This window comes from Aliinostoc maniaoense, from assembly GCF_058172895.1.
Window position 1 is genome coordinate 807403 of sequence record NZ_CP187952.1, and the last position, 15465, is coordinate 822867.

Genomic DNA, 15465 nt, shown 5'->3' on the forward strand with positions numbered 1-15465 from the left:
TTTTTTGTGAATTTAATTCAAAAAATGGAAATTAGGTATGGGGCATGGGGCATAGGGCATTGGGGTAAATATTTCTACCTTGTCAGGGCAGGGTGTGCTTGGTGTGGGATGGTGGAAAACAAATCTTTCCCCCCACACTCCCCTCTCTCCCCACACTCCCCCTGCTCCCTTGTCTCCCTTGTCTCCCTTGTCTCCCCCTGCTCCCTGCTCCCTGCTCCCTGCCCCCTACACCCCTCTTATTTCAAAGCCACTTGCGCGGCTGTAGTTTTCACTGGCGTAATTGTCGCTACCATTGCTGTGGTTGTAGGTTCACTCCAACGGACTAACCAAGTGGGTTGGATGCCTAAAAAGATGATGAGGGCTGCTAAAACTAAGGCGGGGATTTTTTCAGACCACAAAACTTTGGGATAGTAAGCTAAGTTATTATCCAATTTGCCAAAGCAGGTGCGGTTGAGGAGGATGACAAAGTACACGGCTGTTAAGCCGCTAGAGGCGACACATAAAAGTGTTGATATAGGAAAGACAGAAAAACTACCTTGGAAAACGATAAATTCAGCGATAAATCCGATTAAACCAGGAATACCTGCACTCGCCATACCACTGAGAACTAGTAGCGCGCTAATTAAGGGCAAACCGCGAATGGGACTCATCAAACCGTTGAGTTTATCTAATTCCCGTGTACCAACTTTAGCTTCGACAACGCCGACTAGGTGGAAAAGAATTGCCAAAATTAAACCGTGGCTAAACATCTGGGAAACAGCACCTACCAGTGCTAAGGCTGTGCTGGAGGCACTAGCGAGCAGTACATAACCCATGTGACCAATAGAGCTGTATGCTACCATGCGCTTGATGTCTTTTTGCGCGATCGCAATTACTGCCCCATAAATTGCTGTAACTGCTCCCCAAATTGCTAAGGTTGGTGCAACTACACTCCAGGTTTCGGGAAACATTCCCATGCCAAACCGCAATAGTCCATATGTTCCCAACTTCGCCAACACACCACCCAACAAAATGGCGATGGGTGCGGAAGCTTCTACATAAGCATCAGGTAGCCAAGTATGGAAGGGAACAAGGGGAATTTTGATGCCAAAACCTAAGATAATTCCCGCTAGGAGAACAAGTTGTAAACCGCCGGAGAGAGTTTGTGTAGATACAGCATCAAAGGCGAAACTCGTAGAACCTGTGAGGAATACCATGCCTAGGAAGGTGGCAAGAATTAAAGCACCGGAAACAGCCGTGTAAATCAGGAATTTAATGCCTGCATACGCCCGTTTCTCTCCTCCCCAAATGGAAATCAACAGATAAAAGGGAATTAGTTCTAATTCGTAAAACAGGAAAAATAGTAATAAGTTCTCGGCTAAGAATGCCCCAGCAACGCCACCACTAACTAATAAAATCATCGAGTAGAAAAGTCTGGGGCGTTCTGTGTCTTTACTACTGCTGTAAATCGCAATCCAGGTAAGGAGGCTATTCAAAATCAACATTAACATTGATAAGCCATCAACACCTATTTGATAACTCAAACCCAAGGTTTCATTCCAAGGTAAATACTCTTGAAATTGCATTCCTGGATTGCTGATATCAAATTTCAGCAAAATAAACAAATTCCATAGTAAGACTATGCCAGAAATAGTTAAAGAAACTAGTCTCACTCGACTCGATGGCACAACTTTACCAGGTAAAAACCCGATAATTATCGCACTGATAATTGGAATCCAAATTAAAACACTGAGCATATAGCAGTCCGCTTTGATTTTGGAAATTACTTGCTTAGGAGGGAATTAGGAGACAGGGAAAATAAAAGGAGTTGGAGCATGGTAAGCAGGGAGAGAAAAATACAATGCCTACCTACTCATTACTCATTACTCATTACTCATTACTCATTACTCATTACTCAGCACTACTAAAAAATCAAACTTAAGAACTGTACTCCCCAGTATGGCCAAGTTACCCAAGCACCTAAAACCCCTACACCTAAAAGAACTGTGAAGGCATAAAATTGGGTTTGTCCGTTGGTGCTGTATTTCAAACCTTCGCCCCCTAACAGGGAAAATAAACCAACGAAATTTACAATCCCATCTACTACAAATCGGTCAACCATATCAGCTAATTTGGAAAGTTGAGCAACGCTGAAAATTATGGTCATGCGATAGAGTTTAGGTGTGTAAAAGTCGTAAGCGAAAAAGTCTTGTAAAGGTTGCCAAGGTAAGCGTATTGGTTTGGGAATATTGCCTAAATAAAGAACTCCACTGATGCTGCAACCAAAAATACTTGACCAGATTAGTAATAGTGCGACATCTTTATTGAGGATTGCCCAACTGGGTAGTAATGATAAGCTTTGTAAGACCAAAGGTAGATGTAAAACGAAGCCGAATAATATCATCATTGGTAATACCATTGGCCAATGAACTTCAGGCGATCGCTCACTCATTTGTTTGACTTTACCACCGAAAATCAAGCCAAATTCTCTGGTTAAACTAATGGCTGTTAAGGTGTTAATTGCAATGATAATTCCCACTAACCAAGGGTAATTTTCCCACAAGCCGTCAGCTAGTTCTAATAAAGCCCAAAAGCTACCCAAGGGGGGAAAACCAATTAAGCCCAACATTCCTACAATGAAGGCTAACCCAGAAATGGGACGGCGTGACCATAAGCCACCGAGTTGAGTAATATCTTGAGTAATGCTGTTCCAAACGATGCCGCCGGTACTCATAACTAACAAAGCGGCGGATACAGCGTGGGTGAGTACCAATAATAATGCTGCATCGTCCTGTTGTGTGCCTACAGCGATGAACACTAAGCCCATGTAAGCACTAACAGAATAAGATAAGCAGCGTTTCACGTCAACTTGGGCGATCGCAATTAAGGATGCACCAATGGCTGTCACTGCACCAATTGCCACAATAAATGCTGAAACTACAGGTGAGAGAGTTAACACAGGTTGCAGTTTAATTAGTATCCACGCACCACTAGCAACTACGACTGAGTTTCTTAAAATTGTGCTGGGGACAGGGCCTTCCATCGCTTCATCTAACCACAAATGCAAGGGAAACTGAGCGCACTTACCCATAGGCCCAGCTACTAAAGCTAAACCTACCAAGGTCATCACAGTAGGGTCAACCTCAGCTGTAGCTGCCCATTCGGCTAAATCTGCGTAATTCCAAGTTCCAGCGAGATTCCACAGCCCCAAGACTCCCATCAACAAGAATAAGTCCCCTACCCGTTTGGTTAAGAAAGCGTCTCTTGCCCCGGTGACTACCAAGGGTTGACTGAACCATAAGCCTACCAACAGGTATGTTCCTAAAGTCAAAACTTCCAAAATCACATAACTGAAAAATAGGTTATTACACAGTGCTAAGGCGCACAATCCCGCTTCAAATAATCCCAATAGAGAATAGAAGCGTCCCCAACCCCAGTCCATTTCCATGTAACCAATTGCATAAATCTGCGCCAGCAAATTTAAGCCAGTGATTACCGCCATTGCACCGACACTCACGGAAGAAACTTCCAGGACAATAGTCAAATTTAAACCTGCGGTGGATAGCCAAGGAATAAATACTTCTTGGGGGGGATGATTCCACGTTGCTTGTAAAGCTACTGCACTGTGAACCAATGCCAAAAATGTCATGATTAAATTGACATAACCTGCTGGTCTTGGCCCCGTTTTGCGAATGATTCCTGGCGACCAAGGAATCGCTAAAAGCCCACCTATTAAGGCATAGCACGGAACTAGCCAAACAGTCTCTAGTAGAAACTGAGCCATGAAATTAACCTCTAGATTTGTAACAAAAGTTAAACGACGAGGGGGCAAATTTAACTTTGCTCCCAGTCACTTGATGATTGTAAATAAGAAAATTTATTTTTGCTTAATATTCTTCTCAGCTTACCGTTATATTTAGCAAAAAGGAATTACCAAATAGAATAAATCTACGATGTTTACTCTAACTAATTCTTATATAATCAATTATTAAATCTTAGCCATAGATTAAAATCTATGGATTGACCAAGCCCCCTTGGGGCGGGTGTGGAGTGTAGGGTGTAGGGTGGATTATTGCCCTCTCTCCAAGAATTAACTCAAAATAGATGTGATTACCAAAGCCAAATTCGTTGATAATTGGTGAATTTGACTGATGGGAGCAGGCTGCATATCACGATAGTCTAATATTTGAACAACAATTAGATAAGCGATCGCTAACAGAATAGAAATTGCACCTGTAATAATTGCTACAATTTTAGAGCGATTCATGAGTATTTCCTAAATTCTAGATAATGTGACTGTACCTATATCTAGATTGCCACAGGACGTGAGTAATGAGTAATGAGTAATAAGTAATAAGTAATGAGTAATAGGAGTTACGCAATTGGCATATTTTTTATTTTGAATTTTGAATTTTGAATTGATTAGACCTCTTGCACGAATAATTGAACACTACGAATACATAAATTCAAGAGTGATCTTTCTGCGTTCTTCTTTGCGTCTTTGCGCCTACTCTACGAGAACGCCTTGCGGCGAATGCGTGAGCTTTTAAAAAATCTTGTTAGCAACACCAAAGTATTTATGCAAGAAGTCTATTCATGTAGGGTGTGTGACGCTGCGAAAGTATTGGAAAGTAGTCATCAGACTTATAGCGTCACGCACCAACCATCTATTGTGACACTTGCGTAAGTCCTGAGTAATAAGTAATTGCTAAAGCGAATCCAAACGGCGACGCAGTTGACTGCTGAAACTATCAATTACTGTCACAACTACCAACAGCACCAACATCATAGTTGTGGCTTTGTTATACTCAAAGCCATCAATATAACTTTTCAACTGAAAGCCGATACCACCTGCACCAACTACACCTAAAACTGAAGCAGCACGAATATTGTACTCAAACATCCATAAAGTGTAGCCTAAGCTGAGGGGTAAAACTTGGGGTAAGATACCATACTGAGCAATTTGAAATCTGGATGCTCCCATCACTTGCAAAGATTCTAAGGAGCGATGATCAACTGCTTCAATTGCTTGTTGATAGAACTTAGCTAGATAGCCGATGGTATAAATTCCTAAAGCTAAAGTACCTGCGGGTGCGCCTAAGCCGGTAGCCGCTACAAAAATTAAGCCCAAAATAATTGAAGGGACGGAACGGACAGCATTTTGTAGTAAATTAGCTAACCATTGTAACCAACGCGGTGCGACATTATTGGCACTGGCTATAGCAATAGGTAAAGAAAGAATTGCACCGATGGTTGTTCCCCATAAAGACATCTGCACAGTTTCAATTAATGCTTTGACGGCTATATCAATAACTGCGGGATCGGGGGGAAATAATCGGGAAATGAAATCGCTAATGTAAGGCCAACTAGAACTCAACAGTTCAAAATCAAGCTTTAGACCTTGTAACGCCCAACCATAAACTATCACTATAATTAATAAAATGAGTAAGGGCGTTACCCAAGGGTAGCGACGAAAGAGTTTTGAATTTAACAAGTCAATCATATTTTATACTGAACTGTTTACGCTCTCAAATAACTCAAAACTCACCAGGAAGTGTTCGGCAGACGGGCAATTTTTGGGCTTGCCCTTACTCACGGAGAAACTTGAGCCAATTTTTCTTGTAAATTATCGCACATCCCGTCATAGAGAACACGCCCGGCATCTAAGACGATCGCACGCTCGGCATATTTGGCAGCAATGCCCAAATCATGTAAAACTGCGACAATAGTCATCCCTTGTTGGGTATGCAATGCTGATAAAGTATCCATTACCTGCTGACAAGCGATCGCATCTAATCCGGTAATGGGTTCATCAGCTAAGAGAATTTGCGGTGATTGAATCAAAGCACGAGCGATCGCTACTCTTTGTTGCTGTCCGCCACTGAGTTTGCTAGTTTTTTGATAGGCTAGCTCTTTCAAACCCAATTGTTCTAGTAATTCTAGAGCTAATAAGCGATCGCGTTTGGGAAATCCCAATAAAGTTTGCCAAGTCGTTCTGACACCGAGTCTTCCACACAGCACATTATCAATGGCTGATAACTGAGGAATTAATCCACCGCCTTGAAACAACATCCCCACATCACGGCGAACTGTTGACAATGTACGGGGTGTTACGTCGATACCATTGATGCGAACACCACCTTGTGCTGTTGGAATCAATCCCACTAGCGATCGCAGTAAAGTAGACTTACCCGCGCCATTGAGTCCTAACAAAACAACGAACTCACCCTGCTTAATCTGGCAATTCACTCCATTCAGGATAGGACGATTGAGAGACGCGGTATAAGCCGTCTCTAGGTTGTAACAATCTATTACACAATCACTCATCCACACCTCAGAATCCAATTCAAAATTCGTTGCACGGTGCTGAGTTATGGTGAATAAAACTACGACTCAGCACTGTACACTTGCTACCGGGTAATCTTCCTATGGTTCAATCCCAACACGCTTGAGTGCATCACGGACTGGTGCTAAATGACGATTATGATCAACTCTCACCAGTTCTGTAGAATTGTATAAACTGCGTAGCATTTGATTATTCTGTGATTGATTTAACTTCAGAAAAGCAGCAATGATTTGTTCTCTTTGGGGTGCAGGTACATCATCATCAATCGCAATACCGTGAGCAGGTACACCTGAAATTTTGTGTAGTACACGCAACTTGCTTCTATCTTCAGCAGAGATGTAGGGAGGGAACAAAGCATATTCTGAGACTACAGCCACATCTGCCTGACCACGTACTACAGCTTGTAAAGCTTTGCTGTAGTTACCACCGTAAGCAATTTGACTAAAGAAACCATCCATGCGATCGCGGTTGGGGACGAATCCTTGCTTCACCAACTCACTCACCGGGAAAATAAACCCTGAACCAGAAGTAGGAGAAGTAAACGCCATTTTCTTACCCCGCAATTGTTCTAGGGTAGCCTTGGGGGTATTTTTAGTTTTCAGAGGACTATCGTTGGGAACTACAAATACTGAATTATATGTATACCTACCTGAATAGTTAGCACGGACTTCTGCTAAGTGTAAACGAGCATTAGCTAATTGTTCTGCTTTCAGTGCTGGACGGCTGCTTAAAAAAGCCACATCAGCGCGATTTGCTCTTAAAGCTTCCACCGCCGCCGTATCATCACCGATTTGTGCTTTGACAGGCATTCGCAATTCTTTCGATAAAAAAGAGGCTACAGCATTAGCTTTATTTTGCAAGTCTGTAGAGTCTGAACGACTAGGAAAAATTACTGTTAATTGTTTTAATTTCCGTTGACTCTGAGCAAGTAAGCGTGGTGTTTGTTGATTATCAATGGAATTAGCAGTAGTTGCTTGCATAACTCCAAAAGTGCTGACTGCTAAACCTGTAAACGCCATGAATGCTGCTCCAGCACCCACCAAGCTCTTTTTACTCACACTCATCTCTAAGTCTCCATTAAGAACTATTTGCAGTATTTTTGCAAATCAATATCAAATATCCCGATTAAAAAATCTAGTGGTTTTAAGAATAAAAGTCAATAGTTATAGCGTGTAGACGTACAAAAATGAGTCATGCAGTTAGTAACACACTGATTAGCTAGTTATCTTTAAAAGGGAACGGGGAACAGGGAACGGGAAACAGTAGTAGATGTAGGGTGCGTCAGTTCAAGAAAATCTGGAACTGACGCACCCTACTAAGCATTTGGGTTGATTAATTACCCCTGATGTGAATTAGAAAAACCGCCTATCCAATAAATAGTAGGGGCGGGTTAACAAACATCATTAATGATTAACTTTTGATCTCGGTAAACCCGCACCTACAAATATCTAGGTATTCGCAAGATTTGAATTGACATTAGACGTTAATTTTGAATTTTAGATTTTGAATTTCAACTTAAGTAAGTCGATGTAATCAAGCCAAACTATATAAAGAAAAAATAAAGCTCAAAATTTTTCTCCCCCTGCCCCCTGCCTTATACTTACTAGTCTCTAGTTAACGGTTGATGCTCATCATATTGATGTGCATAAGTAAATTCTATTTCTTTGTGTGTGCCTATATCTCGAATTGGACAAAATTTTGTATTAGCACTCATACAATCCATATGGGGTGTTTTAGCGCAAACTAGTAACAAGCAACCGAGAATTAGTAATAAGCCACAAATTGCTAGAGTTTGAATCCAAGAAATTTCTAATGCTCCGTGGACAACTACTTCTCTCAGAACAGAAACAATGGCTACTTCTACCGCTACTCCTACAGAAATACTATGCTCTTTGAGATAAACCATTAACAGCCGAAATAATTCGACTAAAATCAAGACAAAGAGAACTTTAGCTGTGATTAATTGATAGTTGAGTAGTTGTGTAATTGCTAAAAATATACCCCATAATTGTATGACCATAACGGCAAATAAAGCTAAACACAAGACAATTACGAGTAAGTCTTGAAAAGCTTCCATATAGCGAACGATCGCGTGTCTATCTAGCCAGCGATCGCAAAATAAAAATCGACTTTTGACGCGCTTTTTCATGTAAATTTCCGTTGGTATATGGTCAGGGCAGACTACCACAGCCCAGTTATGCCATATTTTTATTTTTAGCCAATGTTAATTATATTTACATCAGCAATCATAATATTTTTAGAGTTTTCATATATGAAAAAAAATCTCTAAAATTATTATGCCACCTTAGTTATATTATTGAATATTTTAATAAATAACTGTTCAAAGTTAACTATTTATTGTTTAATATTTTGTGCCTGTTGTAACAAGTTCCCAGCATTTTTAGCCCATTGAGTATTACCTTGAGCATTATATAAATTCTTGGCATGGGTAAATACTTTCACTGCTTCCCCATACTGTTTTAACTGCATAAAAACCAAGCCTGCACCATAATAAGCATTAGGATAATTAGGATTAGCTTCTGCTGATTTTCTAAAGGCATCTAAAGCTTGTTGTAGTTTACCTTGATTCAGCCAAATTGCACCGAGATTGTAGTGAGCTTCTGGATATTTAGGATTAATTTTGATGGCTTGATTTAAGGCGGCTTGGGCTTCATTCAGTTTACCTTGTTGCAGATAACATATGCCTAAATGATAGTGAGGTTCTGGGGCATTTTTACTATATGCGATCGCTTGTTGAAAAGAGGCGATCGCACCTGACCAATTTTGTTGCTGTTGTCTGACTAATCCTAAGTTATAATGAGCAAAGCCTAGGCGGGGATCAAGTTCTAAAGCCCGTTGTAAATATTCACTCGCCTGTTGTAAATTATTACCTTCTAATAAAGCTCCCCCTAAATTAGCAAAAGCCAGGGAGAAATTAGGATCAGCTTGGGTAGCACGATAAAACGCATTAGCGGCTGGTTGTAATTGTCCAGTTTGTCGCAGTGCTAACCCCAAATTGTAATGAGCTGCGGCTAAATTGGGATCTAACTGAGCCGCACTTTGAAATGCCGCGATCGCATCTTGGACTTTCCCCCCTTGAATTGCTTGTAAGCCTTGATTTAATAAGGTTGTGGCTGTGGGTAAACTAGTTTGTGCTAGGCGTGTGGGGGTGTAGAGGTGTAGGGATGTAGGAGATTTTGCTGATACTGGCACAAAAACCCCCCATAATAATGTTAAACCCAGTATGGGAAATAGTTGGTATTTATATAGAGATAATTTCATTGATGTGTTTGCTGTAATTAATTTTCGTCATTGTTATTCATAAAAAGTTTTTTAAACAGGTGAGTTTTAACAAAACTTTTGTTTTTAGCATTAAAGTTAGTTTTGCTTAACCTTTCTTAAGGTAAATCTTACAACAGGCTACAATTTTTTTTGCCTTTAGTTAAAGAGAGGATAATTACAAGTTAAAGGGGAGATAATTCTCCTACAAGCGAACCATTATTCATTCCCTGAATCGCACAGGGATATGCAGTAAGAGAGAGTTACTGCAAGGGAGGTTTTATGAGCGAAAAAGTCATATCAGGTACGCGGAATATTGCCATAGTCGGCCCTTATTTAAGTGGAAAAACAACATTATTAGAAAGCTTGTTATTTGTCACCGGAGCGATTTCTCGCAAAGGCAGCGTTAAGGATGGTAACACAGTTGGTGATAGTGCAGGAGAAGCGCGCGATCGCCGGATGAGTGTAGAAATTAGTGCCGCTAGCGCAGAGTATGATGATACTCGCTTTACTTTTATCGACTGTCCCGGCAGTGTAGAATTTGTTCAAGAAACTTACAACGCCTTAATTGGGGTTGATGCCGCAATTGTAGTCTGCGAACCTATCCGTGAACGAGTCCTGACCCTCGCGCCTCTATTTAAATTTCTAGACGACTGGGAAATTCCCCATCTAGTTTTTGTGAATAAAATGGATCGGGCTAATATCCACGTCTTGGAAACATTACACGCCCTCAAAGCCGTTTCGAGTCGTCCATTAGTAGCCCATCAATACCCCATCATGCAAGGGGAACAGCTAACAGGCTTTATTGACATGGTGAGCGAACAAGCCTATCAATATCATGCCGGCGCACCAGCTGACCCCATTCCTTTCCCCGAACATTTAAAAGCAGAAGAACATACAGCCAGAGCAGAAATGCTGGAAGCTTTAGCAGATTTTGATGACCATTTACTCGAAGAACTTTTAGAAGATATCGAACCACCCCAAGAAGAAATTCTCACAGATTTAAAAATGGAATTAGGGGCAGATTTAGTAGTCCCTGTATTTTTTGGTGTCGCTGAACAAGATTATGGTGTTAGACCCCTACTAGATGCACTGCTGAGGGAAGCACCCGCACCAGAAGCCACCGCACAACGTCGCCTCAAACCCAGTAAAGCCACCAATACAGCTATAGCTCAGGTATTGAAAACCTATTACACTCCCCAAGGTGGTAAACTCTCTCTCGTCCGGGTTTGGCAAGGTAAATTAACCGATGGAATTGTCCTCAACGGTGTGCGTACTGGTGGTATTTATCGCCTCATGGGACAACAGCAGCAATCAGTTAATGAAGTAGCGGCTGGTGAAATTGTCGCCTTGAGCCGATTAGAAGGGGTGAAAACCGGGGATATCATCTCTACAGAACAGCCAATAGAATTACCCAAAGCCGAGCAGTTAGAACCGGTGTATGCCTTAGCCATTACCCCAGAAAAGCGCAATGATGAAGTAAAACTCAGTGCCGCTATTACGAAATTACTGGAAGAAGATCCTGCTTTGGCTTGGGAACAGCACGGCGATACCCACGAAGTTATTCTTTGGGGACAAGGTGAGATTCATTTGCAAGTCGCTCTAGATAGACTGCGCCGCAAATATAACTTACCCATGTCTACCCACCTGCCCCAAGTACCTTACAAAGAAACCATCCGCAAACCGGTAAACTCAGTACATGGACGCTACAAACACCAAAGCGGCGGTCATGGTCAATTTGGGGATGTTTTCCTAGATATTAAACCATTACCCCGTGGTGAAGGCTTTAACTTTCAGGAAACCATTGTTGGTGGTGTCGTTCCTAGACAATATATTCCTGGGGTAGAGATGGGTGTGCGAGAGTTTCTCTCTCATGGGCCTTTGGGTTTCCCTGTGGTAGATGTGGCGGTAACGCTGACTAACGGTTCATATCACAACGTAGATAGTTCCGAACAAGCCTTTAAGCAAGCAGCACGGTTGGCGATGCAAACAGGTATACCCCAAGCGCAACCCACCCTCCTAGAACCAATTTTGCGAATAGAAGTCACTACACCCAGTGAATTTACTTCCAAAGTGCTGCAACTGTTGAGCGGACGCAGAGGCCAGATTTTGGGCTATGAAGCTAAAAACGACTGGCAAGGTTGGGATAATGTCTGTGCTTACCTACCACAAGCCGAGATGCACGATTTTATTGTAGAGCTGCGATCGCTCACCCTCGGCGTTGGTTCTTTCCACTGGGCATATGATCACCTCCAAGAAGTCCCAGAAAAACTAGCTGAACGTGTACTTGCTAGCAACGGTAACAGCAAATAGTTTTGATTTACTCCATGTCTCCTTTATTTAGCATTTTGGAGTGGCAATAATTGTCACTCCAATTTCTTTTGAACAATACTAAGTAGAACGGCGTGAATAATTCAAGGTTTGTAGTAGGGACTTTAGTCCTCTCTTAAGGGCTAAAGCCCTTACTACAAGCCGATTCAATTAAATTTTACATTACTTAATGTAGTTTGTTTTTTTCTCGCCGACTTACTTAGACAGGGAAATATACAAATGATTTACAGCACTTTTGAAGTAAGTGAGGTACACCATAAGTAATAAGTAGTGAGTAATATAGCGATTCGCAGTTAAGTGAGGTACAGATAATATTTTGAAACGCATTCGCCGTTAGGCGTTCCCGCAGGGTAGGGACGCAAAGTAAAGCGCAGAGGTACGCAAAGATTTGTACGTCAGTAGACTAGGAAAAGCTATAAGTAAATTTTTTACTCATTACTCATTACTCATTACTCATTACTCATTACTCATTACTCATTACTCATTACTCATTACTCATTACTCATTACTCCTGAACTCCTAGCGATTTTCCCGATTGATATCTTGGAGATCAAGAGCATAGTTTAAACGCAAGACATTGACACCTGGTTCACCAAATATTCCTAATAATCTACCATCAGTGTATTTATTAATTAAAGGGAAAATTTCTTCCGGTTTAACATCACGGGCGCGGGCAACTCTTTCTAACTGTTGTCTAGCAGCATTGAGGGAAATATGGGGATCTAATCCAGAGCCAGAAGTGTAGACTAAATCAGCCCAAGGTTGAACATTTTCGTCTCGTAGTTGATTAGCTGTATCGATGATTCTATTAAGTAATTCGGGATTGCCAGGGGCGAGGTTACTACCACCAGATATACCAACGGGCTTGGCTTTACGACCTTGTGAATATCTAACCGCACTGGGACGACTGTGAAAATATTTCTCTGAGGTGAATACCTGACCAATTAAAGCTGAACCTATGGGTTGAGCCTCAATATTTTCCATGATACTCCCGTTAGCTTGGGAGGGAAATAAACCTTGACCAATTACTAAAATTGCTAAGGGATAAATGATGGCTGTGATTAACCAAAGTACTAGGGTAATCCGAATTGCTTTGATGATTTCTCGAATTAAAGACATATATGGGGATTGGGGATTGGGGATTGGGGACTGGGATATATCCTTTTTTCCTTTGCTGACTGTTTGATAATAATTCCAAATATTTACTCATTTATTCATACTTTTTCTGTGTATAACCGCCTAATTAATTAAAATTATTTCGATTCTTTTACCTTTTGACTTTTGCCTTTTCAAGCTAATCCTACTAAAGTAATCAGCATATCTATTAATTTAATGGCAATAAATGGTGCAATTACTCCACCTAAGCCATAAATCAAGATATTGCGTTGTAAAAGTTCGTTAGCTGTGAGGGGTCTAAATTTGACACCTGTTAAGGCTAAGGGAATTAAGGCGGGAATGATTAAGGCGTTGTAAATCAAAGCTGACAGTATCGCTGAGTTGGTACTAGTCAAGTTCATAATATTGAGATTTTGCAGATTAGCTCCCATAAAGATGACTGGGAGAATGGCAAAATATTTAGCAATATCATTAGCAATAGAAAAGGTGGTTAACGCTCCTCTTGTAATGAGCAGTTGTTTACCAATGCTGACAATATCAATTAACTTCGTGGGGTCGGAGTCCAAATCTACCATGTTGGCAGCTTCTTTGGCGGCTTGTGTACCCGTATTCATGGCTAAACCAACATTAGCTTGAGCGAGGGCTGGCGCGTCGTTAGTACCGTCTCCTGTCATGGCTACGAGTTTGCCTTGGGCTTGTTCCCGTTGAATGACACTGATTTTGTCTTCTGGTGTGGCTTCGGCAATAAATTCATCAACGCCTGCTTCTTGGGCAATAACGGAGGCGGTAATGTGGTTATCACCTGTGAGCATGATGGTACGTACACCCATGCGGCGTAATTGGTTAAAGCGATCGCGGATGCCGGGTTTCACAATATCTTTAAGATAGACCACCCCATAGATGCGATTATCTAAGCACACCGCTAAAGGCGTACCCCCCTGTTGGGAGATTCTTTCATAAGCGGTATCTAATTCCGGTGAAATTTGACCATTACGAGAACGGACAAATCCTTTAATTGCTCCTACCGCGCCTTTCCTGGCTTCCCGTCCTCCTGGTAAGTTAGTACCGCTCATGCGGGTTTTAGCAGAAAATTCCACTGCTTGGGCTTGGTTGAAGTCAAAATCAAATCTTGCACCCAATTTTTCCGCCAGGCGGACAATAGATTTACCTTCTGGGGTATCATCAAAGACGCTAGCCACCCAAGCAACACTAGCAATTTCCGCCATTGAATGACCATTGATGGGGATAAATTCTTCCGCCAAACGATTCCCTAAAGTAATTGTGCCGGTTTTATCGAGGACTAGGGTGTTAATATCACCGCAGGCTTCTACAGCTTTACCGGATGTCGCAATAACGTTAAATTGGGCGACTCTATCCATCCCAGCAATACCGATGGCACTGAGTAAACCACCGATAGTAGTGGGGATTAAGGCTACCAGTAAGGCAATTAAAATCGGGACGCTGACGGGACTATCTACATAGTAGGCAAAGGCCGGTAAGGTAGCGACAACGAATAGAAACACCAAACTCAAAACCGCTAATAATACCGTCAGGGCGATTTCATTGGGGGTTTTGGTGCGTTCTGCCCCTTCTACAAGGGCAATCATTCGGTCAATAAAACCTTTACCGGGATCGGCAGTAACGCGGACAATTAATTCATCGGAAAGGATGCGCGTCCCACCAGTCACAGAACTAGCGATATCTGAGCCTGATTCTTTCAGAACTGGTGCTGATTCCCCAGTAATGGCTGATTCATCGACAGAAGCAACACCCATCATCACTTCCCCATCTACGGGAATTGTATCTCCTGCAACTAGATAAATAGTGTCACCTTGCCGGAGACTAGTAGAAGGAACTTCTGTGATTGTGCCATCAGGAGAGAGTTTTTTAGCTAGGGTTTCTGATTTAGTAGAACGCAAAGTATCAGCTTGAGCTTTACCTCGTCCTTCCGCCACTGCTTCAGCGAAGTTAGCAAACCAAACAGTGAAGAATAACACCCCGGTTAAGATACCGTTGAATAATTGGGGGTTTTGTTGTTGAGTTGTGCCGAATAGATTGGGATCAATGGTGACAGCTAAAGTGATGAGTGTCCCTACCCAAACTAAAAACATGACTGGGTTTTTAATAGCAGATTTGGGATTGAGCTTGACAAAAGCATCTCCAACTGCTCTAAGGTAGATATTTCTAATTTTAATTCGGCTTTTTTTGCGGCCTTGACGGCGAGATTTAGTTTTGGCAGTAGATGCAACTGGATTCATAATTTGGGGATTGGGAATTGGGAATTGGGCATGGGGCATGGGGCATGGGGCATGGGGCATGGGGCATGGGGCATGGGGCATGGGGCGTTGGGCATTGGGCATTGGGCATGGTTTATTCTCTACCTTGTCTCCCTTGTCTCCCTTGTCTCCCTTGTC

13 protein-coding genes are annotated in these 15465 nt (G+C 41.9%); 1 reads left to right on the forward strand and 12 read right to left on the reverse strand.

The window, feature by feature from the left end:
- Positions 1–12: 12 nt before the first annotated feature.
- The 9 genes from ACPZ3T_RS03630 to ACPZ3T_RS03670 all read right to left on the reverse strand — a co-directional run bounded on the left by ACPZ3T_RS03630 (position 13) and on the right by ACPZ3T_RS03670 (position 9607).
- Positions 13–138 (reverse strand): hypothetical protein, encoded by a 126-nt coding sequence (locus ACPZ3T_RS03630; protein ID WP_490273617.1) that lies wholly within the window; start codon positions 136–138, stop codon positions 13–15.
- Between the two features lie 98 nt (positions 139–236).
- Positions 237–1736: an NADH-quinone oxidoreductase subunit M gene (locus ACPZ3T_RS03635; protein ID WP_490273618.1), complete on the reverse strand. Its 1500-nt coding sequence runs from the start codon at positions 1734–1736 to the stop codon at positions 237–239.
- A gap of 167 nt (positions 1737–1903) precedes the next feature.
- On the reverse strand, positions 1904–3763 hold the full coding sequence (locus tag ACPZ3T_RS03640; protein WP_490273619.1) for an NAD(P)H-quinone oxidoreductase subunit F: 1860 nt from the start codon (positions 3761–3763) through the stop codon (positions 1904–1906).
- Positions 3764–4069: 306 nt separating this feature from the next.
- On the reverse strand, positions 4070–4246 hold the full coding sequence (locus ACPZ3T_RS03645; RefSeq protein ID WP_490273620.1) for a hypothetical protein: 177 nt from the start codon (positions 4244–4246) through the stop codon (positions 4070–4072).
- Positions 4247–4687: 441 nt separating this feature from the next.
- Positions 4688–5482, reverse strand: a complete 795-nt coding sequence (gene phnE / locus ACPZ3T_RS03650) for a phosphonate ABC transporter, permease protein PhnE (protein ID WP_490273621.1) — start codon at positions 5480–5482, stop codon at positions 4688–4690.
- An 89-nt stretch (positions 5483–5571) separates the two neighbouring features.
- Positions 5572–6306, reverse strand: coding sequence for a phosphonate ABC transporter ATP-binding protein (locus tag ACPZ3T_RS03655; protein ID WP_490273622.1), 735 nt, complete (start codon positions 6304–6306; stop codon positions 5572–5574).
- Between the two features lie 99 nt (positions 6307–6405).
- Complete coding sequence (locus tag ACPZ3T_RS03660) at positions 6406–7389, reverse strand: phosphate/phosphite/phosphonate ABC transporter substrate-binding protein (protein WP_490273623.1); 984 nt, start codon at positions 7387–7389, stop codon at positions 6406–6408.
- 539 nt (positions 7390–7928) lie between these two features.
- A complete protein-coding gene (locus tag ACPZ3T_RS03665; protein WP_490273624.1) occupies positions 7929–8474 on the reverse strand; it encodes a phosphate-starvation-inducible PsiE family protein in 546 nt (181 codons plus the stop codon).
- A 206-nt stretch (positions 8475–8680) separates the two neighbouring features.
- The gene (locus ACPZ3T_RS03670; protein ID WP_490273625.1) at positions 8681–9607 is read right to left on the reverse strand and encodes a tetratricopeptide repeat protein; all 927 of its coding nucleotides are present in this window, start codon (positions 9605–9607) and stop codon (positions 8681–8683) included.
- Positions 9608–9886: 279 nt separating this feature from the next.
- On the opposite strand from ACPZ3T_RS03670, the gene ACPZ3T_RS03675 reads away from it, so the two are divergent.
- A complete protein-coding gene (locus ACPZ3T_RS03675) occupies positions 9887–11917 on the forward strand; it encodes an elongation factor G (protein ID WP_490273626.1) in 2031 nt (676 codons plus the stop codon).
- A 537-nt stretch (positions 11918–12454) separates the two neighbouring features.
- On the opposite strand, the gene kdpC is transcribed toward ACPZ3T_RS03675, so the two are convergent.
- The 3 genes from kdpC to ACPZ3T_RS03690 form a co-directional block, all read right to left on the reverse strand.
- Positions 12455–13054 (reverse strand): K(+)-transporting ATPase subunit C, encoded by a 600-nt coding sequence (kdpC, locus tag ACPZ3T_RS03680; RefSeq protein WP_490273627.1) that lies wholly within the window; start codon positions 13052–13054, stop codon positions 12455–12457.
- Positions 13055–13224: 170 nt separating this feature from the next.
- A complete protein-coding gene (kdpB, locus tag ACPZ3T_RS03685; protein ID WP_490277110.1) occupies positions 13225–15309 on the reverse strand; it encodes a potassium-transporting ATPase subunit KdpB in 2085 nt (694 codons plus the stop codon).
- Positions 15278–15418 (reverse strand): hypothetical protein, encoded by a 141-nt coding sequence (locus tag ACPZ3T_RS03690; protein WP_490273628.1) that lies wholly within the window; start codon positions 15416–15418, stop codon positions 15278–15280. The genes kdpB and ACPZ3T_RS03690 overlap by 32 nt, the downstream gene beginning before the upstream one ends.
- Positions 15419–15465 lie beyond the last annotated feature (47 nt).